This window comes from Streptomyces sp. RLA131 (genome assembly GCF_056270125.1).
Genome location: NZ_JBWDOQ010000002.1, coordinates 6,284,003 through 6,303,789, shown reverse-complemented (window position 1 = coordinate 6,303,789; position 19,787 = coordinate 6,284,003). Strand labels below are relative to the sequence as shown.

Sequence of the window (19,787 nt, the reverse complement as noted above, 5' to 3'; positions counted from 1 at the left end):
AGCAGCCGGTTGCCGCAGGAGATCACTCGTGGGGCGCCGCGGGTGGCCGGACATCGAGCCGCAGCCCGGGGGCCGCCTCCTCGATCACGACCACGCCGGGCCGGCTGATACTCAGCGCGAACGGCTCACCGGCGACCCGCAGCCCGGAGAGCCGCACCGCACCCAGTGGTGCGCTGCCCATGGGCCGTACGGCGACCGTCCCCTCCGGGGTATCGGGGCGCACCCCGGCCAGGGACAGCAGCAGATGGACCGCCGCCGCCCCGGCCACGGCGGCGGGGCGGCCCGCGGTGGGGTGCGGGGCAGGCCCGCCGCCGGCCGTCCGCTGCTCCCCCGCGTACATCTCCGGCAGGTGGTGGCCGAAGGCTTCGGCCGCGTCCAGAAGGCCTCGCAGGAGCGCGGTGGCCTCCTTCTCGTATCCGGCGGCGGCCAGGCCGGTGACGGCCAGTGCCGTCTCGTGGACCCGTACGGCTCCGCCGCGGTGCCCGAAGGGACTGTGTCCGGGCGCCTTGGCCGACAGGGTGCGCAGACCCCAGCCGGAGTCCAGATCGGGGTCTGCGAACAGACGGGCGAGTTGCTCGGTCTGCGCCTTGTCCAGCAGGCCTTCGGCCGGCTCACAGCCGCCGGCCAGGCCGGTGTCGAGCAGATGGGCGGCGGCCGAACCCAGGTGCGGTGCCGGTCTGCCGTCCGGGGCGAGGGCCGCCGCGGGGCGGCCGCCCGCCCGGTCGTCGAGCCAGAAGCTCTCGCGGAAGGTCCGTCTCAGCTCGGCGGCCCTCTCCCGCCAGCCGCCGGCCCCCGGCCGGTCGTGGGCATCGAGCAGTTCGGCGCCGTGCAGCATCGCCCGGTGGGCATGGGCCTGCACTTCGCAGCGGGCCGGCCCGCCGGGAGCCGGATCCGCCACGAAGCCGCCCTCCCCGGCGACGGAGAGCACCCAGCGCAGACAGCGGTCGGCGACCGGCAGCAGTGCTTGCGTCTCTCGCTCCGGCAGCCCCCAGCGGCGGGCCTCGGCCAGAACGGTCACGAAGAGCAGCGTCGTTTCCACCCCCGAGCAGGTCGGCGGCAGATGAGGGCCGGCGTGCCGCAGCGGCCCCGGAATGCGGCCCGTGTCCGGGTCCTGGCGGCGGGCCAGCGTGCGCAGGGTGCCCGCGGCGAGCCGGGTGCCCAGCGGCAGCAGCATGCGGGCCGCCCACAGGGCGTCGGCCGGCGCGAGGCCGAGCCGCCACGGGGCCGCGGCCGCGAGGTGGACGTCGGACGGCCGCGCCGGGTCGCGCAGCACCAGGGCGCCCAGGTCCTCCAGACCGGTGCGCAGCAGCGCGCCGGCCCGTCGGTCGTCGCATTCCACCTCGGCGGTGGACCAGGGCACGGGCACCGTGACGTCCCGCCGGCCCGCGCCGCGCCCGGTGGAGGCGCCGGACGCGGACTCCAGGAGGACGCGCAGTTCGATGGTCCGTGAGGCGCCTGCCGGCACCTCCAGGTCCCAGCGCAGCAGGCCGGCCGAGGCCAGCGCGCTCTCCGGCGCGGGACTGGCCGTGATCCGGGCTGCCGTCCCCGCCCGCGACCAGCGCAGGCCCGAATCGCAGACGCTGGCCGGCACGTCGGGTCCGGAACGGCCCGAGGCCACGGCGGCGAGATCCGCGAGATCAGTGCCCAGGGCCACCTCCAGTGGCAACCGCAGTGCTCTGGGCCCGGTGTTGCGCACGGTGATCCGCTCGGCACCTCCGGCCGTACGCAGCCGTTCCACCGTGACGGCGGGATCCGGGCCGCCGTCGGTGCCGGTTCGCACCACGGCCACGAATCTGGCCCGGCCGGCAGCGACCAGCCTTCCCTGAACCGGGATCAGGGTCGCGCCGGCGATCCGCAGCTCGCAGCGTGCCAGCACCCGGCGGCCGTCCTGGTAGAAACCGTCGAGGCCCTGTCCGAGCAGCTGGCCGTGCGCGGCGGAGACCGCGAGTGACGGCGCCGCGACGCACATCACCGCGTCGTGCACAGGCTGTGGTCCCCGGTCCGGGCGCGCGGACGGCCTCTGCGGGGTGTTCAGCGGGCTCATGCCAACTCCTCAGGCCTCGGCCGCTGTTTCGCGGTGGACGCCACCCAGCTGAACGGCCGGGTGGGCACTGGGGTCACGGGCCGTCTACCGTTCCTGCTCGGGAAGCCGTCGGGATCGTCGGAACGCATCACCGGAAAGAGCAGCCATGGCCATGTACCGCCAGCCCGGAACCGTCGTCACCGATCACACCTTCACGGTGCCACTGGATCACTCGGACCCGGCCGGCGAGCGGATTCAGGTCTACGCACGGGAGGTCGTGGCCGCCGGGAGGCATCGCGATGCCGCGCGGGACGAACTGCCCTGGCTGCTGTTTCTCCAGGGCGGTCCGGGCGGCCGCTCGCCCCGTCCGCTGGGCCGTGACGGCTGGCTCACCCGGGCCCTGGACGACTACCGGGTGCTGCTGCTGGACCAGCGCGGCACGGGCCGCTCCACTCCCGCCACCCGGCAGACCCTGCCGTCGCGCGGCGACGGCGCCGAACAGGCCGCGTATCTGGGGCACTTCCGCGCCGACTCGATCGTGGCCGACTGCGAGTTGATCCGCCGTGAGCTCCTGGGCGACGACGGAACGTGGAGCCTGCTCGGGCAGAGCTACGGCGGCTTTTGCGCACTGACCTATCTGTCGTTCGCGCCCGGCGGATTGCGCGAGGTGTTCGTCACCGGCGGCCTGGCGGGGCTCCGCAGCAGTGCCCACGACGTCTACCGGGCCGCCTATCCCCGCGTCGAGCGGAAGGTGGCCGCGCACTATGCCCGCTACCCCGAGGATGTCGCGACGGTCCGGGCGGTGGCGCGGCATCTGCGTGAGCACCGGGTGACGCTGCCCGGCGGCGGACTGCTCAGCGCCGAGGCCTTCCAGTCGCTGGGCCTGCTCCTGGGCACCGGAACGGGCTCGCACACCCTGCACTACCTGCTGGAGGACGCCTTCGTACCGGGAGCGCCCGAGCCGCTGCTGTCGGACTCCTTTCTCGCCGAGGTACAGGGACAGCTGACGTTCACGGGCGGTCCGCTGTACGCCGTGATGCACGAGTCGACCTACGGGCAGCGCTCGGTGACGCCCGAAGGCACCGGCTGGGCGGCCGAAGCTGTGCGCGGCGAATTCCCCCAGTTCGACGTGGACAAGGCGCTGGCGGGCGACGGGCCCGTGCTGCTCACCGGCGAGATGATCTACCCCTGGATGTTCACCACCGATCCCGCCCTGGTCCCGCTGCACGAGACGGCCCGGCATCTCGCGCGGCGCGAGGACTGGCCCGATCTGTACGACCCGGAGCAGCTGACCCGCAACGAGGTGCCGGTGGCCGCGGCCGTCTACCACGACGACATGTACGTCGACACGGCGGACTCCCTCGCCACCGCGCGCGCCGTGCGGGGACTGCGCACCTGGGTCACCGACGAGTACGAGCACGACGGGCTCCGGGTGAGTGGTGGCCGGGTGCTCGACCGGCTGATCCGGCTGGCACGCGGCGAGTTGTAGCGCACACCGCCCGCCGGCTCCCCAGACGGTGTCGCCGCATCCCCCGCAGGCACCCGCGCAGCGGCTCGGGGTCGAGCCCGTTGTTGAGAGCGGCGTGCAGCAGCCGGGCGAACGTGTAGTCCGGATCGAGCTGCAGGGCACGGCCGAAGGCGACCCGGGCGACCGTGTCGTCACCGGCCGACCAGGCCACCCATCCGGCGAGGGTGAGCGGGGCGGCGGCATGATCCTGGAACGGCTGGACGCAGCGCCTGGCCAGGGCGCGCCACAGCCGCAGTGCCGGTTCGGTGAACGGGGGCTCCATCCACTCGGCGGCGTGGTCACGGGTGGTGCGGTCCTGGAGGCCCAGGATGATCGCCGCGGCCTCCTCGTCATCGAGCAGCGCGTCGTCGTGCGAGTCCCCGCGCGGCCCCTCGTCCTCCGGCGGAGACTCCCCGAACCGGTCCAGGGCGGCCTCGACGAGCGCCAGGGTCTCGCTGCGTACGCTGTCGGCGGCGTTGTCGTCCCCGCCGAGCATGCGGGGCACCAGGGCCGCGGCGGCCGCGTCGAGGGCCTGCTCCCGGGCCGTGGTCGAGGGGCCGGCGGGCGGAACGAGCCGGGCCTCCATCTCCCTGAGCGTGCCGCGTACCTGGATGCCCGCGTAGGCGGCGGCCGCGGCCATGACGGAGTTTCCGCCGGGGCTGATCTCGGTGCCGTCGGGTGGGCAGCAGCTGTTCGCGCCCGGACAGGTGTAGGACCACCAGCGGCCGACCGACACGCACAGCGCCTCGATGACGGGCACGTCGAGGGCCCCGCAGGCGGTCCTCAGCTGCTGGACGAGCGGCCTCAGGCGTTCCATGGTCTGTGCGGGCCGCTCCCCTTCGGCCGGATCGCAGCAGAGGAACACGACGATGGAGTCCGGGCGGTCGCCCCGGCTCTCGCTGCCGCGCACCAGGCAGTCGGCGAGCTCGGTGGCCACCTCGGGCCATTCCTGCGGGTCGGCGGGAATACCGAGTCGCAGCCGCCCGCCGAAGCGGCGATGGCTGCCGTGCAGGGCCAGCATGACGATGCTGTCGGTGGGATGGAAACCGAGGAGGAAGGGCAGCGCGTCCGCCAGCTCGGCCGGGGTACGCAGAGTGACCTTGTGCTCGTCGGCGGGTCGGGGGGAGCCGTCGGACCGGATCTCGTTGTGAGTCATGATCCGAAGGTGACGCAGCCACGAGATCCGCGCCAGGGCCTCATCGATCCTGTGGATAACTCCGGGAATATCGTCATACGAGCAGGAGCCGGTTATCCACAGGCGCGGGAGTCGTCGTTCGCGCTTTGTCGGTGCGATCGGGTTCCATGGGCGCATGACCGAAACGACCAGCGGTGCACTCCGCGACGAGGCCGACAGTATCCTCGCCCGCCTTGTCGGCGACGCCACCGGCGCGGCACGGCTGCGCGAGGACCAGTGGCGAGCGGTCGAGGCACTGGTGGCCCAGGGCGGGCGGGCCCTGGTCGTACAGCGCACCGGCTGGGGCAAGTCCGCGGTCTACTTCGTGGCCACGGCGCTGCTGCGCCGGCGTGGCAGCGGCCCCACAGTGATCGTCTCGCCGCTGCTGGCGCTGATGCGCAACCAGATCGACGCGGCCGACCGGGCCGGGATCCGGGCACGCACGATCAATTCGGCCAATCCGGAGGAATGGGATTCCGTCCAGGCCGAGGTCGCGGCGGGAGAGGTGGACGTGCTCCTGGTGAGCCCGGAACGGCTCAACAACCCCGATTTCCGTGACCATGTGCTGCCCAAGCTCTCGTCCACGACCGGTCTGCTCGTGGTGGACGAGGCGCACTGCATCTCGGACTGGGGCCATGACTTCCGGCCCGACTACCGCAGGCTCCGCACCATGCTCGCCGAGCTGCCGCCCGGCGTGCCGGTGCTGGCGACCACCGCCACCGCGAACGCCCGGGTGACGGCGGACGTCGCCGAGCAGCTGGGCACCGGGGACAGCGAGGGAGCGCTTCTGCTGCGCGGCCCCCTGGACCGCGAGAGCCTGTCGCTCGGTGTGCTGCGGCTGCCGGACGCCGCGCACCGGCTGGCCTGGCTGGCCGACCATCTCGGCGATCTTCCGGGCTCCGGCATCATCTACACCCTGACAGTGGCCGCCGCGGAGGAGGTGACCGCCTTCCTGCGGGAGCGGGGCCACGAGGTGGCCTCGTACTCGGGCCGTACCGAGGACGCCGACCGCAAGGCCGCGGAGGCAGCGCTGCTGGCCAACGAGGTCAAGGCCCTGGTGGCGACCTCGGCTCTGGGCATGGGCTTCGACAAGCCCGACCTCGGATTCGTCGTCCACCTCGGCTCTCCGGCCTCCCCCATCGCGTACTACCAGCAGGTCGGCCGGGCCGGACGCGGGGTGGACCACGCGGAGGTGCTGCTGCTTCCGGGCCCGGAGGACGAGAAGATCTGGGAGTACTTCGCCTCGCTGGCCTTCCCGCCGGAGGAGCAGGTCCGGCGCACCCTGGAGGTGCTGGCAGCCGCCGACCGGCCGCTGTCCCTGCCGGCCCTGGAGCCCCGGGTCGACCTGCGCCGGAACCGGCTGGAGGTCATGCTCAAGGTCCTCGATGTGGACGGTGCGGTGCACCGGGTGCGGGGTGGCTGGACCTCCACCGGCCAACCCTGGACATACGACACCCAGCGCTACGCCTGGGTGGCCCGGCAGCGGCAGGCCGAACAGCAGGCGATGCGGGAGTACGCCGCGACTGGTGGCTGCCGGATGGAGTTCCTGCGCCGCCAGCTGGACGACGAGAAGGCCGCACCCTGCGGCCGCTGCGACAACTGTGCCGGAGCACGCTTCACGGCAGCGGTCTCCCCCGCCTCGCTCGACGCGGCACGAGCCGCGCTGGGCCGTCCCGGGGTCGAGGTGGAGCCGCGCCGGATGTGGCCCTCGGGACTGGAGGCGGCCGGCATCACCCTGAAGGGCCGGATTCCTCCCGGGGAACAGGCCGCACCCGGACGGGCCCTGGGCAGACTCTCGGACATCGGCTGGGGCAACAAGCTGCGTCCGATGTTCGCCGACGGATTCCCGGACGGCCCGGTGCCCGACGACGTGACGAAGGCCGTGGTGCGGGTTCTCGCCGACTGGGCCCAGGGCCCGGGCGGCTGGGCGGGCGGCGGGCCGGACGCGCCGGAGCGACCCGTCGGGGTGGTCACCATCGCCTCACGTACCCGGCCCGCGCTGATCGGCTCGCTCGGCGCCAGGATCGCCGAGGTCGGCCGGATGCCGTTGCTGGGCCAGGTGGTTCACACGGACGGCGCGTCGTCCGTGCGGGTACCGCGGACCAACAGCGCACAACGGCTGCGGCTGCTCCACGACGCCTTCGCCGTCCCGCCGGAGCTCGCCGGGGCGCTTGCCTCGTCGCCCGGCCCGGTGCTGCTGGTCGACGACTTCACGGAGACCGGCTGGACCCTCGCCGTGGTCGCGCGTCTCCTGCGCCGATCCGGTGTAACGCAGGTGTTTCCGCTGGTCCTGGCCTTGCAGGGCTGATCCATCGTCAAGTCGACTTGTCCGCAAGGATCTAAGCGACGGAAAGGGTGATACCGGGTCGAGTCGACAAACTGGCCGTTGCCGCTTTTCCGCTGTGGCGCCAGAATTGAAGACGGATCCCCTGACCGGCTCTCAGAGCCCCTGACCGGCGTGCGCCCGCGCGCCTGGAGGTCGGCGCATCCGTCCGCGAAGGGAGGACCGTGACCATCGGTTTCGCTCCGGTGAGCACCGCCGGAATCTCCTCCCGCCTGGCCCGCATGCTGGAACCGGCCGAGTGGACCTCGGCCGGGATCCCTCTGCTCGGCAATCCGCGCGAGGTCGTCAAGGATCTGTACGGCCGGCACCTTCCGGCTCCCGGCACAGCCGTGGTCGCGGTGTTCTCAGCGGACGGGCGGCTGGACGCCAGCGCCTCGTTCGCCCAGCGGGCGGGCCACACCGACGGATGGGAACGTCGCAACGCGATCCTGGCCCACCTGCGCCGGGTGACCTCCGACGATCTGCGGCGCCGCCGCCCGGTCCGCATCGCCGTGCTGCTCGTGTGCAGGGACGGCGAGCCGGGCTGGACGGAGTCCGACGGCGCGTGGATGTGGGGCCTGCGTGACGCCTGTTCGCTGTACGGGCTCCGCTGCGGCTCCTACCTCACGCTGACCGACGAGGGCTGGCATGTGATCGGCGAGAACCGCAGCGGCCGCACCCCGAGTGCCACCTCCTGGTCGGAGGCGCCGGGCGGCGCAGCGTCCCTGCGCCCCAACGGGGCACCCGAGGCGCTGCGCCGGGCTGCTGCCCGCTGAGCCCTCGACTCAGGCGTTCGCGCCGAGCTGCCCGTTGATCCGCTGCGGGTCTCCGCACACGATCAACAGGGCGCCGGCCCGGGCCGTTGCCGTGGCAAGCGACGAGGCGGTTGCTTCGTCCGTGCCACCGTTGACGGCAAGGATCACCACCGGGCGGCCCGTGGCGCGCTCGGCGTCGATGCCGGCGTAGAACACGTCGTCGCCGGCCTCGTGCTGCGCCCAGTAGGACGCCTCGCCGAAGGACAGCTCATGGGCGGCCCAGGGGTGCTGCTCGCCGGTGGTGAGCACCAGGATGTCGCCGGGCGGCCGACCGCTGTCGAGCAGCGTGTCGACGGCTTCGTCGGCGGCGTCGACGGCACCGCCGGCAGGGGCCGGGATGAACTGGATCTGCGCGGCGGCACCGGCATTGGCCTCGCCGTCACGCGGCGGTCGCTGCTGCTGGGGCGGTGCGACCGGCCCGCGGGCGGGGCCGGGGCGACCGGGCCGGGCGTTGGCGGCCGGAGCGCCACGCGGCGGCGCGGGGCGGGGTGCGGCGGGACGTGGGCCGGGAACAGGGCGGGGGGTCGACGCGGACCGGCCGGCGGCCGGTGCTGTGCGGGGACCCGGGACACTCTCGTGAATCTGAGGCTCCTCGGAGGGGAGAGGCATGTGGTGATGTCTATCAAATGCGCCTTGCGGGCGCAGCGCCGGGTAGGTCACAACTCGGGTCAGAATTCGAAACCGAGCTGCTCCCCAGGATCCGTCTGTGCCCCGGCCCTTACCTTCTTCAGGTGCTGCCAGCGCGGCAGCCCGTCGAGGTACGACCACGACAACCGGTGGTGCGGGGTGGGACCCAGCTCCTCCAGCGCGGCGCGGTGCACCGGCGAAGGGTACCCGGCGTTGTCCTCGAAGCGGAACGGGGCATGGTCGGCGCCCAGTTCCGCCATCATGGCGTCCCTGTGCACCTTGGCGATGACGGACGCGGCTGCGACCGCCACGCACGACTGGTCACCCTTGATGACGGTACGGACCCGCCACGGGCCGCCCAGGTAGTCGTGCTTGCCGTCGAGGATGACCGCGTCGGGGACCACCGGCAGTACGTCCAGGGCGCGTACGGCGGCCAGTCGCAGCGCGGCCGTCATCCCGAGCCGGTCTATCTCCTCCGGAGAGGCATGACCGAGGGCGTGTGCGGTGACCCAGCCGGCCAGGACGGCCGCCAGTTCGTTGCGGCGCTTCTCGGTCAGCAGCTTGGAGTCGGTGAGTCCGTCCGGCGGCCGACGCAGTCCGGTGACCGCGGCGCACACGGTGACCGGGCCGGCCCAGGCACCACGTCCCACTTCGTCGATGCCGACGACGACCTTGGCTCCGAGGGTGGCGCGCAGGGAGCGCTCGACGCTGTGGGTGGGTGCTTGGTAAGGCATGGCAGGGCAAAGCCTACGCTCCGCTGCTCACCCGGTCCGCACCGGTGCGGCTGCCTGGTGTTCGGCGACCACGCCGGTGCGGCGGCGCTGGACCAGCCAGTAGTAGGCGAAGCCGCCGCCCGCGACCACGCCGACGAAAAGCACCGCACCCCAGCGCAGGTACCAGTGCTGCGGCCCCGAGGCGTTGTAGACGGCGGCGCGGGGCCACATCAGGTTGATCGTCATCGCGGTGCCCCACAGCACGGCGAGGAGGTTGACCGGCAGACCGAAGCTGCCGAGCGAGAAGCGGCCGGGTCCCGCGCCGTGCCAGCGGCCGCGCAGCCGCTGCACCAGCATCGGCAGGGTGACCAGCAGATACGCGATGTAGATCATGATGATCGCGATACTGGTGACCACCGAGAAGATCTGCGGCTGGTTGATGTTGACGACCAGGATGGCGATGGCGAGCAGGCCGATCAGCACGGCCGGCAGAATCGGCGTCTGCGTACGCGGGTTGACCCGGGCCATCCGCGGGCCGCCGGGCAGGTTGTTGTCGCGTGCCATGGCGAAGGCCAGCCGGATACCCGCGGTGTGGACCGCCAGCGCACACACGGTGACCGCGATGACGACGCACCACAGCACGGCCTGGCCGATGGCGTCACCGAGGGTCGACAGCACCACGTACTGCAGTCCGTCCACCGAGAGCTGTTTCGCGTTGAGGTCGGGCGTGGCCATCAGCGCGAGGAGCAGGATCAGGCCGCCGAGCACGAAGGAGGCGATGAGCGCGCGCAGGATGGCACGAGGGGCGTTGCGGGCCGGGTTCAGGGACTCCTCGCCCAACGACGACGCGGTGTCGAATCCGTACATGACATACGCCGACGCCAGCGCGGCGGTCAGGAAGGCCCCGAGGTAACCGAGGTTCTGGCCCGCGCCGTGCCCCTGGGTGTCCAGGACGACGCCCGGGCCGCGGTGGATGTGGAAGGCGAACAGGATGATCAGGACGACCGCGGCCACCAACTCGATGAAGACACCCGCGGAGTTGATCTGGGCCATCAGCTTGACGCCGAAGGCGTTGACCAGGGTGGTGAAGATGATGAGGACCGAGCCCAGCACTACGGCGTTGGCGGCGGCGTCCGTGGTGCCGCTGCCGTCGCCGATGAACTGGAAGGTCGAGGAGATCTGGGGCAGCGTCAGCTGGTAGGCGAGGGCGACGGCGGCCAGTGACACGACCGTCGCGGTGGTCATCATCCAGCCAGCGAGCCAGCCGACGTGGGGGCCGCCGAGCCGCTTGGACCAGTTGTAGACCGAGCCCGCCACCGGGTAGCGGGCGGCGAGTTCGCAGAAGCAGAGGGCGACCATCAGCTGGCCGGTGAAGACCATCGGCCAGGACCACCAGTAGGCGGGGCCACCGTTGCTGATGCCGAAATAGAAGAGCTGGAAGGTGCCGGTGAGGATGGAGATGTAGCTGATGCCGGCGGCGAAGGTGTGGAAGTTACCCAGGGTGCGTTTGAGTTCGGGCTTGTATCCGAAGTCGGCGAGGGCGTCGTCGTCGGTGACGGCCGACGAGTCGCCGGCGGACCCGGAGCCGGGGCCGGTGGCGGTCACATGTTTCTCCCGGGGCTTGTGTCAGTCGAACCAGCGCTGCGGCGCCGCGGCGGTGTTGCGCCAGATGTGTTTGGCCTCCTGGTACTCGGCCAGCCCGGCGGGCCCCAGTTCACGGCCGAAGCCCGACTGCTTCATGCCACCCCATTCGGCCTGGGGGACATAGGGATGGAAGTCGTTGATCCACACCGTGCCGGCCCGCAGCCCGGCCGCGACACGCGCGGCCCTGGCCTCGTCCGTGGTCCACACGGCTCCCGCGAGGCCGTAGACCGTGCCGTTGGCGAGCGCCAGGGCCTCCTGCTCGGAGGTGAAGCGCTCCACGGTCATGACCGGGCCGAAGGACTCCTCGCGCACCGCGGACATGCCGGCATGGCACTCGTCGAGGACGGTCGGCGGGTAGTAGAAGCCGTTGGCCAGCGCGGGGTCGTCGGGCCTGGCACCGCCGCAGCGCAGGACGGCACCCTCGGCGGTCGCGGCGGCGACGTAGGCCTCGACCTTGTCCCGGTGGGCGGCGGAGATCAACGGCCCGGTGCGGGCCTGCTCGTCGAAGGGGCCGCCCAGCCGGATCCGGCGCGCGCCCTCGACGACCGCGTCGGCAAAGCGGTCGGCGACCGTGTCCTGGACCAGGAGCCGGGCGCCGGCCGAGCAGACCTGACCGGAGTGCAGGAAGACGCCCATCAGGGCGAAGTCGACCGCCGTGTCGAAGTCCGCGTCCGCGAAGACGATGTTGGGGTTCTTGCCGCCGAGTTCCAGGGCGACCTTCTTCACGGTGGGTGCGGCAGCGGCCATGATGCGCCGCCCGGTGACCAGGCCGCCGGTGAAGGAGACCATGTCGACCCGCTCGTCCTGCGACAGCGGCGCCCCGGCCGTCGGGCCGGCGCCGAGAACGAGGTTGGCGGCGCCGTCGGGCAGTCCCGCCTCCTGGAGCAGCCGCATCAGGTGGACGGCGGTGTGCGGGGTGAGTTCGCTTGGCTTGAGCACGAAGGTGTTGCCCGCGCCGAGGGCCGGGGCGACCTTCCAGGAGGTCTGCAGCAGCGGGTAGTTCCAGGGCGTGATCAGGGCGCAGACACCGACGGGCTCATGGACGACGCGGCTGTCGACCGCCGGGTTGCCGGTGTCCACCACCCGGGCGGTGCCGCCCGCGGCGACCAGGTTGCCGAAGTAGCGGAAGCAGTTGGCGATGTCGTCCATGTCGTACTCGGACTCCACCAGCCGCTTGCCCGTGTCGAGGGACTCGGCGCGGGCGAGCACCCCCTTGTCCCGTTCGATGAGCGCGGCCACGCGCAGCAGCAGCGCTCCTCGCTCCGCTGCCGGGGTGGCGGGCCAGGGGCCGTGGTCGAAGGCCTCCCGCGCGGCTGCGATCGCGGCGGCCGCGTCCTCGGCCCCGGCCTCGTCCACGGTCGCGACGAGGGTGCCGTCGGCGGGACAGCGGATCTCGCGCGAGCCCCCGTCGGCGGCGGCCGTCCAGCGGCCGCCGATGAACAGCTCCGGCATGGGGTTCCTCCGTCAGGTCACGAGTACCGCGGGCGCCTGCCCGGCAGGCTGTGCCGGCAGGCGCAAAACGCCGTACTCGTGACCCTAAGCACATCGGGTGAACCTCGCCCGCCGGGGCGCGGGAGGCGGATCAGGGCCGCAGCAGCGGCACCATCACCTGGTCGACGGTCTCGACCAGGTCCTCCCAGGCGATCTCACGGAAGCAGACCTTGGCCCGGTACATCATCAGGGCGGGGATGACGTCGGCGACAATGTCGGCCGTGGCGTCAGGACGCACCTCTCCGCGCTCGATGCCGCGCCGTACGACGTCCTTGATGAGCTGCTGGCCGGGTTCGACCACCCGTCTCATGATCATCTCGTGGAAGAGATGGGCCGCGTCGGTGTCGCACTCGTCGAGCACCGACCGCAGCGCGAGGCCGCCGGGCGAGTACATCGCGTCGCGCATGCGCAGGGCCAGGCTGAGCAGGTCCTCGCGCAGGCTGCCGAGGTCGGGCACCTCGCCCACCTCCGGGATCGAGACCTTGAGCGCGTCCGCGACCAGGACCTGCTTGGAGGGCCAGCGGCGGTAGACGGCGGCCTTGCCGGTCTGGGCCCCCGCGGCAACCCCCTCCATGGTCAGTCCGGCCCAGCCGACGGTGCTGAGCTGCTCCAGCGCGGCATCGAGGATCGCCCGTTCGAGCACCGACCCCCGGCGGCGCAGCACCACCGGCTTCACGGGTCCGCCGACTTCCTGCCGCATGACCATGGCACCTCCAAAAATCACTCTAGTGAACGCTTGCGTTCACTACTCTGAGTCCCATAGCTTGTACACAGTGAACGCGGCCGTTCACTAAAAGTCACTGTTGGGGGACTCTCGTGACAACTTCGCAACTGAGCACCACTTCACGAAGGCCAGGTGCCGCGCGGCGGGACGGGCGCCCGGGGATCGCCCTCGCTGTCATCGCCGCCTGTCAGCTGATGGTGGTGCTGGACGCGACCATCGTCAACATCGCCCTGCCGCACATCCAGAGCGCGCTCTCCTTCTCGACGACCGACCTGTCCTGGGTGCTCAACGCCTACACGCTGACCTTCGGCGGGTTGCTGCTGCTCGGCGGACGGGCCGGGGACATCCTGGGCCGGCGCCGGGTGTTCGTCTTCGGGATCGTGCTGTTCTCCCTCGCCTCCCTCCTCGGAGGCTTCGCCCAGGAGCCGTGGCAGCTGCTCGCCGCCCGCTCCCTCCAGGGCGTCGGTGGCGCGATCTGCTCGCCCACCTCCCTCGCGCTGATCACCAGCACCTTTCCCGAGGGCCCCGAGCGCAACCGGGCCTTCGGTGTGTTCGCCGCCGTCTCCGCCGGCGGCGGTGCGGTCGGCCTGCTGGCGGGCGGCATGCTCACCGACTGGCTCAGCTGGCGCTGGGTCTTCTTTGTCAACGTACCCATCGGCCTGCTCATCGCCTTCCTCTCGCCGATCTTCATCAACGAGTCGCAACGGCATCCGGGGCGTTTCGACATCGCCGGCGCGATCACCTCGACCGGTGGCATGGCCTCGATGGTCTACGGATTCATCCGCGCCGCCGACAAGGGCTGGCGGGACGGACTGACCCTGGGCGCCTTCGGCGCCGCCGTGGTGTTGCTCGTGTCGTTCGTCCTGGTCGAGCGGCGGGCCCGGGAACCGATCACCCCTCTGCGGATGTTCGCGGACCGCAACCGCTCGGGCAGTTATGTGATCATGCTGAGCCTCTCCGCGGCGATGTTCGGCATGTTCTACTTCATCGTCCTCTTCGTGCAGAACGTGCTCGGATACAGCGCCATCGCCTCCGGATTCGCCTTCCTGCCCGTCACGGTGGCGATCATCATCGGAGCGGGACTGTCCACCCGGTTCCTGCCGGTGCTCGGCCCCAAGCCGTTCCTGGTCACCGGCACACTGTTCACCGGGGCCGGCATGGCCTGGCAGGCGCAGATCACCCCCGGCAGCGGGTACGCCGGCGGGGTGCTCGGACCGATGCTGCTGTTCGGCTTCGGCATGGGCCTGAACTTCGTCACCCTCACCCTGACCGCCGTCTCCGGAGTCGCACAGCACGAGGCGGGGGCCGCGTCCGGCCTGCTCAACGCGACGCAGCAGGTGGGCGGCTCCCTCGGCTTGTCCATCCTCGTCACCGTATTCGGCACTGCCAGCCGTGACGAGGCCGGCAGGCAGCTGCCGGACTTCCTCGCGCACGCCACCGCGGGTCAGAAGGCCGAGTTCGCCAGGACCGGGACGCTGCCGGCTCCATGGGGTCACGAAGTCCTGGCCCAGGGCATATCGACGGCCTTCGTCGCGGCGGTCGCGCTCGTCGCGCTGGCCCTGTTCACGGCGGTCTTCGTGGTCCGGGTGCGCAGGAGCGACCTGGAGGCGCTGAGCGGGTCGGCCGGTACGCCGGGCGGCTGAGGAGACGGCTGAGGAGACCGCCCCGGCACGGGTTCCCGTCCGCGAGTGGCCGGTCGGCCAGGATCGCCCGGGCACGGGCCTCGCCGAAGCTGGTGGCGTACCAGGGCTCCTTGTCGCGCAGGCTGTTCTCGATCTCCTCCAGCGCGCAGGAGCGCTGAGGTTCGGGCAGCCGGTCCAGCGCGGGCACGGCGTCGGCCGACAGTCCCCGCAGATACTCCAGGTCGATCTTGCTGTCACTCTGGAAGCGGCTGACCTGCTGGTCGGCGATCAGTCCGTCGGGCGAGGCGAGTCCGAAGGCAAGCACCCCGGCCGCCGCACTGGCCACGATGGCACGCGGCAGCCAGCGGTTGCCCAGAAGACCGGCCGCCATGATCAGCACGATGACCAGGCCGAGCCACAGTTCCACGCCCGCCACCGAGATACGCAGCCGGGTCAGCCCGTAGGCGTCGACGTACAGCTCCATGCGGCGCAGCGCCGAGGTGACCACGATCAGGGTGAGGACGCAGATCGTACCGAGCACGGAGCGCACGAGGATCCGGTCACGATCAGTACCGCGCGGGGCCCAGCGAAGGGCCAGGGCGATCACCGCGACGGTGAGCAGGGTGACGGTCAGCAGCTGCCAGAAGCCCTGCCGGGCGTACTGCGCGTAGGACAGGTCGGTCTCGGCGAGTACCTTCTCGTAGCCGCCGAACAGAACGGTGAGCTGGACGGTGTTGAACGCGGCGAAGAGCGCGGCGAGGACGACCAGAGGCAGCATCCACTCCACGCGGCCGCGCGGGCGGCCGGGCTTGACCTCGATCCGGTCCCAGCGCCGCGGCGCGGCCGCGGTGCGGGCGGCGGCCACTGCGCCGATCAGGCCGAGGACGAAGAACAGCACACGCAGCGGGCTGTCACCGAGCGAGACGTCCGGGGCCACATCGCTCAGCAGGTCGGCGAAGGCCGCGTCGGCCCCCGCGAAGAGCGCGCCGAAGACCACCAGCAGGACCACGGCGATCCCGGTCGCCCTGACCACCGGCCACCAGCGGTCACGATTGCCGCTGGTGCGCTCGCGCAGTCCCAGCAGCCCCCAGGTGACGCCGGAGACAACCGATCCCCACATGCCGACAACGCCCCACAGCACACCGGGCCACTTGCGGCCGCCGTGCAGGGCGAGCGAGCCGAGGGCGAGGGCGGACACGACGGCGAGGAAGGCCGGCCATCCTGCGTCGCGCAGGGCAGGGACGGCGAGCAGGGCGATGCCCGCGACGGCCCACAGCAGCGTCCAGGGCCGGGGCCTGCGCCCGGCCGCCCGCGCCGCGATCCAGGCGGCCACGGCTGCCGGGACGGCCACGAAGAACAGGTTCAGTCCGAAGCCGTCGCCCAGCAGCAGCGCGGCCAGCACACCGGTCGCCAGAACCGCCCACAGCACCCCGGGACGGATCGCGGCCGGGTCCTTGGCCCGGCTGACGATGATCCACTGAGGGGGCGGAGGAGGCGCGTACGGCGCCGGCCAAGCCGGAGGCGATGACCGCTCCCGCATATAGGCGGGCACAGCGGGAGCTTTCGGCGGTGTGTACGGATCGCGCCTCGGTGGCGCGGCATCGGACGGTCTATCGGACATGGAGTCCCCCTCCCGGCCGGGTCCGCCACGGCGCGGGGCATGGGCAGAACCGACGGCTGTCGGCGCACACCGGTCAAGATCAGCCGGCGGCGTGCCGTCACGCTACGCCGGGCCGGGCACCGCCTCGGCTCCAGGTGCGCGACCGGCGCAGGCCTGTGACGTGCTCGTGACACGGGAGGGGACTCGCAGCCGGTTTAGCTCAGCCCGCGGGCACCCAGGCAGGCAGGGGTTCGCTCCGCTCCAGCCACGGGGCGGGCGGAACGCCGTCCGGGCGGGCCGCGACGATGCCGCCCACGATGGCGCAGGTGGTGTCCACATCTCCGCCGGCGCGGGCGGTGGTCCAGAACGCCTGCTCGTAGTCGCCGAGATGACGCGCCGCGGACCAGAGCGCGAACGGCACGGTGTCATGGGCGCTGGTGCGGCGACCGCAGCCGAGCACGGCGGCGACGGTCGCCACATCCGCGTAGTCGAGCATGTCGCGGGCGCGCCGCAGTCCGACGTGCACGGCGCTGCGCGGTACGAGTCCGATGACCTCGTCGAGGAGGGCCACGGGGTCCTTGGGAGCGTCCGTCGCGGCGACCAGTGCCGCCGCCGCCGCGACGGCCATGGCTCCGGCCACGGCCTCCCGGTGCTGATGCGTGGTGTACGCCGACTGCTCGGCCTGCTCGGCCGCCGCCTCCGGCTCGCCCGCGTACCAGGCACCGAGCGGCGCGACCCGCATGGCCGCACCGTTGCCCCAGGAGCCCTGCCCGTTGAACATCTGCGCCGCCAGCGTGCGCCAGTCGGCGCCCTCCTGGCGGATCAGCCGCAGCATCCGGTTCACTGCCGGGCCGTAGCCCCGGTCGAAGTCATGGCGCTGCGCGAAGGACGCGGCGAGTGCGTCCTGGTCGATCGCCCCGCGGCTGTCCAGGACGGTGACCACAGAGCACGCCATCTCCGTGTCATCGGTCCACTGCCACACACCGGCCGGCAGCGTGCCGCTCTGCAGGGACGGGTAGTTGGCGGGTACGAAGAACTGGGAACCGAGGGCATCGCCCAGGGCCAGTCCGCGCAGGCTTGCGAGCGCACGCGTAAGGCGTTCGGAATGTCGGGGCTGAGGGGTCATCGCGCCGGAAACTCTGACATCAGGCGCCATCGCGGTCAATCACCCTGTGCTCAAACTCACCCGCCGGGTCAGCCGTGATAGCGGGACAGGCGCAACTCGGCCGTACGCCAGCGGTCGAAAGGGCGGTCGAGCCGGTACTTGCCGTTGGCCCCGAGCAGCAGCATCCGCGTCTCACCGTTGTCGGGGTTGGACAGGCACTCGAACTCGTCGACCGTCCAGTGGAACCAGCGCATGCAGAACAACCGCATGGTCAACCCGTGGGTCACAATCAGCACGTTCGGCGGGAAGTCGGCATTGTCGAAGGCCCGGTACAGGGTCTCCAGAAAGGCCCCGACGCGGTCGTAGACGTCCGCCCCCGACTCTCCCTGCGCGAAGCGGTAGAAGAAGTGCCCGTACGCGTCACGGGCCTTGCGCTGGCGCTGCACATCCTCGGCGTCCTGGTAGTTGCCCCAGTCCTGCTCGCGCAGCCTCGGCTCCTCCTTGGCCCGGGTGAGGCGCGGATCGAGCCCCAGCAGATGAAGGGTTTCGTGAGTCCGCCGGTAGGGCGAGACGAATGCCTGCACCCGTTCGTCGCCGAAGAGATCTCTGAGCTGGGTACCGGCTGCTCGCGCCTGTCGCTCACCGGTACTGGTGAGGCGCAGAGCGTGATCCGGCACCCGCTCGTAGATCGAGTCGTCGGCGTTGCCCTGGGACTCTCCGTGTCGGATGAGCACAATGCGACGGGGTCGTGCCATGACTTCACTGTATGTGGCCGACCTGGCGAAGGCTCACCCCTGCCCTCTTTGTCATGTCCTCTGCGTGCCGAGGACGCGGGTGATCAGCCCGTCCGACAGCTCCCGGAGCCGCCGGCGAGCGTCCGGGTCGTACGCCTGACCGTCGGCCCTGGCCTTCCGGGCACCGTCGAAGAAGCCGCCGCTACCGGGGGCAGGCCCGTCGATCAGCCGCAGGGCGGCCAGGCCACCTTCCTCGACCGTGCTCCAGGGCGTGACTCCCCCTTCCCGGACCATGGTGGTGTCCATGAACGTCGCCGGGTGCAGGGCGTTGACGGTCACCCCCGTGCCGCTCAGCTCTTCGGCGAGGTCGAAGGTGAACATGATCTGCGCCAGCTTGCTCTGGGCGTAGGCCCTCATGCCGCTGTAGCCGTGCTCGAGCATCGGATCTGCGAAGTCGACGGCCCGCTGACCGACGGAGGCGACATTGATCACCCGCGCAGGAGCCGAAGAGGTCAGCAGCGGCAGGAGCCGGCGCGTCAGCCGGTAGCCGGCGAGATGGTTGACCGCGAGGCGGCACTCGATCCCGTCCGCGGTGATCTCCCGGCGGCCGTCGGGAGAGACGGCACCAATGCCCGCGTTGTTGACCAGGACGTCCAGGCTGGGTGAGCCGGCCAGGACCTCGTCGGCGAGCCGGTCCACCTCGCGCAGGTCGGCGAAGTCGGCGAGCAGCACCTCGGCGCGGTCCTCGCCGGCCGCCTCCCGGATCTCCGCACGGACCTGGTCGGCCCGATCGGCATCGCGCCCGTGGAGCAGCACCCGGGAGCCCCCGACTGCGAGCCTTACCGCGAGCCATCGGCCGAGGCCGTCGGTGGAGCCCGTGACCAGAACGGTGCGTCGTACCTCGTGGAGGCTCACAGGGCGGCCGGCCGCAGCCGCGCGCCACCGTCCACGGAGAGCACCACGCCCGTGGTGAATCCGGCGCCGACGAGATACGCGATGGCGTCGGCTATGTCCTCCGGGCGTCCTACGCGGCCGGCCGGGGCCGATGCCGCGTAGGAGTCGAAGGTCTGCTGCCGGGCGCCTTCGTCCAGCCAGTCCCACCAGGGGGTGTCGATGATTCCCGGCGAGACCGCGTTGACCCGCGTCGGCGCGAGCTCCACCGCCAGCACCGGCACCATCGCCTCGACGGCGGCATTGACGGCGGCGAGTCCCGCGGTGCCTGGTATGGCGGCGCCCGCGGACCCCGCCGTGACGAAAGTCAGCGACCCTCCGGGCCGCAGTACCTCCAGGGCGGCCTGTCCGGCGATGGTCTGGGCGACGAGCTTGCCCTCGGCGGCCTCGCGCAGCGCCCCTGCGGATATCGACCGGAAGGGCCCGGCCGCCGTCGCCCCGGTGACGGCCACGACGGTGTGATCCACTCGGCCGAGACCGACGAAGAAGGCACGGGTGGCCTTCTCGTCGCGCGCGTCGACAGCGGCCCCCGAGGCACCCTCACCCAGCCTCTTCAGTGCGGCTGCGAGCCGCCCGGGATCCCGACCGGTGACGACGACCTCGCGCCCGTCCTCCAACTGCCGCTCGGCAACGGCGAGCCCGATACCCGAAGTGCCCCCGACCACCACGATCCGCTCACTCATGACTCTCCCCCTGCTTCCCTCCGCACTTCGCACCCCACTTACGGGACACGG

General features: G+C 71.8%; 16 protein-coding genes. 4 read left to right on the top strand and 12 right to left on the bottom strand.

All coding sequences use genetic code 11. The features are described from left to right. Positions 1 to 22: 22 nt before the first annotated feature. On the bottom strand, positions 23 to 2,044 hold the full coding sequence (locus tag RWE79_RS29445) for an amylo-alpha-1,6-glucosidase (RefSeq protein ID WP_475943094.1): 2,022 nt from the start codon (positions 2,042 to 2,044) through the stop codon (positions 23 to 25). 145 nt (positions 2,045 to 2,189) lie between these two features. On the opposite strand from RWE79_RS29445, the gene RWE79_RS29440 reads away from it, so the two are divergent. Next, positions 2,190 to 3,512, top strand: coding sequence for an alpha/beta fold hydrolase (locus tag RWE79_RS29440; protein WP_475943093.1), 1,323 nt, complete (start codon positions 2,190 to 2,192; stop codon positions 3,510 to 3,512). Here RWE79_RS29440 and RWE79_RS29435 read toward each other — a convergent pair. Further along, positions 3,424 to 4,686: a DUF4192 domain-containing protein gene (locus RWE79_RS29435; RefSeq protein WP_475943092.1), complete on the bottom strand. Its 1,263-nt coding sequence runs from the start codon at positions 4,684 to 4,686 to the stop codon at positions 3,424 to 3,426. The two genes, RWE79_RS29440 and RWE79_RS29435, sit on opposite strands and share 89 nt — an antisense overlap. Before the next feature lie 154 nt (positions 4,687 to 4,840). Between RWE79_RS29435 and RWE79_RS29430 the strand changes: the two genes are divergently transcribed. Both RWE79_RS29430 and RWE79_RS29425 read left to right on the top strand, forming a co-directional pair. Continuing rightward, positions 4,841 to 7,012: a DEAD/DEAH box helicase gene (locus tag RWE79_RS29430; protein ID WP_475943091.1), complete on the top strand. Its 2,172-nt coding sequence runs from the start codon at positions 4,841 to 4,843 to the stop codon at positions 7,010 to 7,012. Positions 7,013 to 7,212: 200 nt separating this feature from the next. Then, complete coding sequence (locus RWE79_RS29425; RefSeq protein WP_475943090.1) at positions 7,213 to 7,803, top strand: hypothetical protein; 591 nt, start codon at positions 7,213 to 7,215, stop codon at positions 7,801 to 7,803. 9 nt (positions 7,804 to 7,812) lie between these two features. Here RWE79_RS29425 and RWE79_RS29420 read toward each other — a convergent pair whose 3' ends face one another. The 5 genes from RWE79_RS29420 to RWE79_RS29400 form a co-directional block, all read right to left on the bottom strand. Further along, positions 7,813 to 8,451, bottom strand: coding sequence for a hypothetical protein (locus tag RWE79_RS29420; protein WP_475943089.1), 639 nt, complete (start codon positions 8,449 to 8,451; stop codon positions 7,813 to 7,815). A 59-nt stretch (positions 8,452 to 8,510) separates the two neighbouring features. Next, positions 8,511 to 9,203, bottom strand: a complete 693-nt coding sequence (locus tag RWE79_RS29415; protein WP_475943088.1) for a ribonuclease HII — start codon at positions 9,201 to 9,203, stop codon at positions 8,511 to 8,513. 27 nt (positions 9,204 to 9,230) lie between these two features. Further along, the gene (locus RWE79_RS29410) at positions 9,231 to 10,787 is read right to left on the bottom strand and encodes an APC family permease (RefSeq protein ID WP_475943087.1); all 1,557 of its coding nucleotides are present in this window, start codon (positions 10,785 to 10,787) and stop codon (positions 9,231 to 9,233) included. A gap of 21 nt (positions 10,788 to 10,808) precedes the next feature. Continuing rightward, positions 10,809 to 12,278 (bottom strand): aldehyde dehydrogenase family protein, encoded by a 1,470-nt coding sequence (locus RWE79_RS29405; RefSeq protein ID WP_475943086.1) that lies wholly within the window; start codon positions 12,276 to 12,278, stop codon positions 10,809 to 10,811. A gap of 130 nt (positions 12,279 to 12,408) precedes the next feature. Then, a complete protein-coding gene (locus tag RWE79_RS29400) occupies positions 12,409 to 13,023 on the bottom strand; it encodes a TetR/AcrR family transcriptional regulator (protein WP_475943085.1) in 615 nt (204 codons plus the stop codon). Between the two features lie 110 nt (positions 13,024 to 13,133). Here RWE79_RS29400 and RWE79_RS29395 point away from each other — a divergent pair, with 110 nt between their 5' ends. Continuing rightward, complete coding sequence (locus tag RWE79_RS29395) at positions 13,134 to 14,684, top strand: MFS transporter (protein WP_475943084.1); 1,551 nt, start codon at positions 13,134 to 13,136, stop codon at positions 14,682 to 14,684. On the opposite strand, the gene RWE79_RS29390 is transcribed toward RWE79_RS29395, so the two are convergent. The 5 genes from RWE79_RS29390 to RWE79_RS29370 form a co-directional block, all read right to left on the bottom strand. Beyond that, positions 14,605 to 16,284: a DUF4153 domain-containing protein gene (locus RWE79_RS29390; RefSeq protein WP_475943083.1), complete on the bottom strand. Its 1,680-nt coding sequence runs from the start codon at positions 16,282 to 16,284 to the stop codon at positions 14,605 to 14,607. The two genes, RWE79_RS29395 and RWE79_RS29390, sit on opposite strands and share 80 nt — an antisense overlap. A 199-nt stretch (positions 16,285 to 16,483) precedes the next feature. Further along, positions 16,484 to 17,389, bottom strand: coding sequence for an ADP-ribosylglycohydrolase family protein (locus RWE79_RS29385; RefSeq protein ID WP_475943082.1), 906 nt, complete (start codon positions 17,387 to 17,389; stop codon positions 16,484 to 16,486). A gap of 68 nt (positions 17,390 to 17,457) precedes the next feature. Next, entirely contained in the window at positions 17,458 to 18,123 is a 666-nt protein-coding gene (locus RWE79_RS29380; RefSeq protein ID WP_475943081.1) for a phosphoglycerate mutase family protein, read from the bottom strand. 51 nt (positions 18,124 to 18,174) lie between these two features. Beyond that, a complete protein-coding gene (locus RWE79_RS29375; RefSeq protein ID WP_475943080.1) occupies positions 18,175 to 19,017 on the bottom strand; it encodes an SDR family NAD(P)-dependent oxidoreductase in 843 nt (280 codons plus the stop codon). After that, positions 19,014 to 19,736: an SDR family oxidoreductase gene (locus RWE79_RS29370; RefSeq protein WP_475943079.1), complete on the bottom strand. Its 723-nt coding sequence runs from the start codon at positions 19,734 to 19,736 to the stop codon at positions 19,014 to 19,016. The genes RWE79_RS29375 and RWE79_RS29370 overlap by 4 nt, the downstream gene beginning before the upstream one ends. Between the last annotated feature and the right edge of the window lie 51 nt (positions 19,737 to 19,787).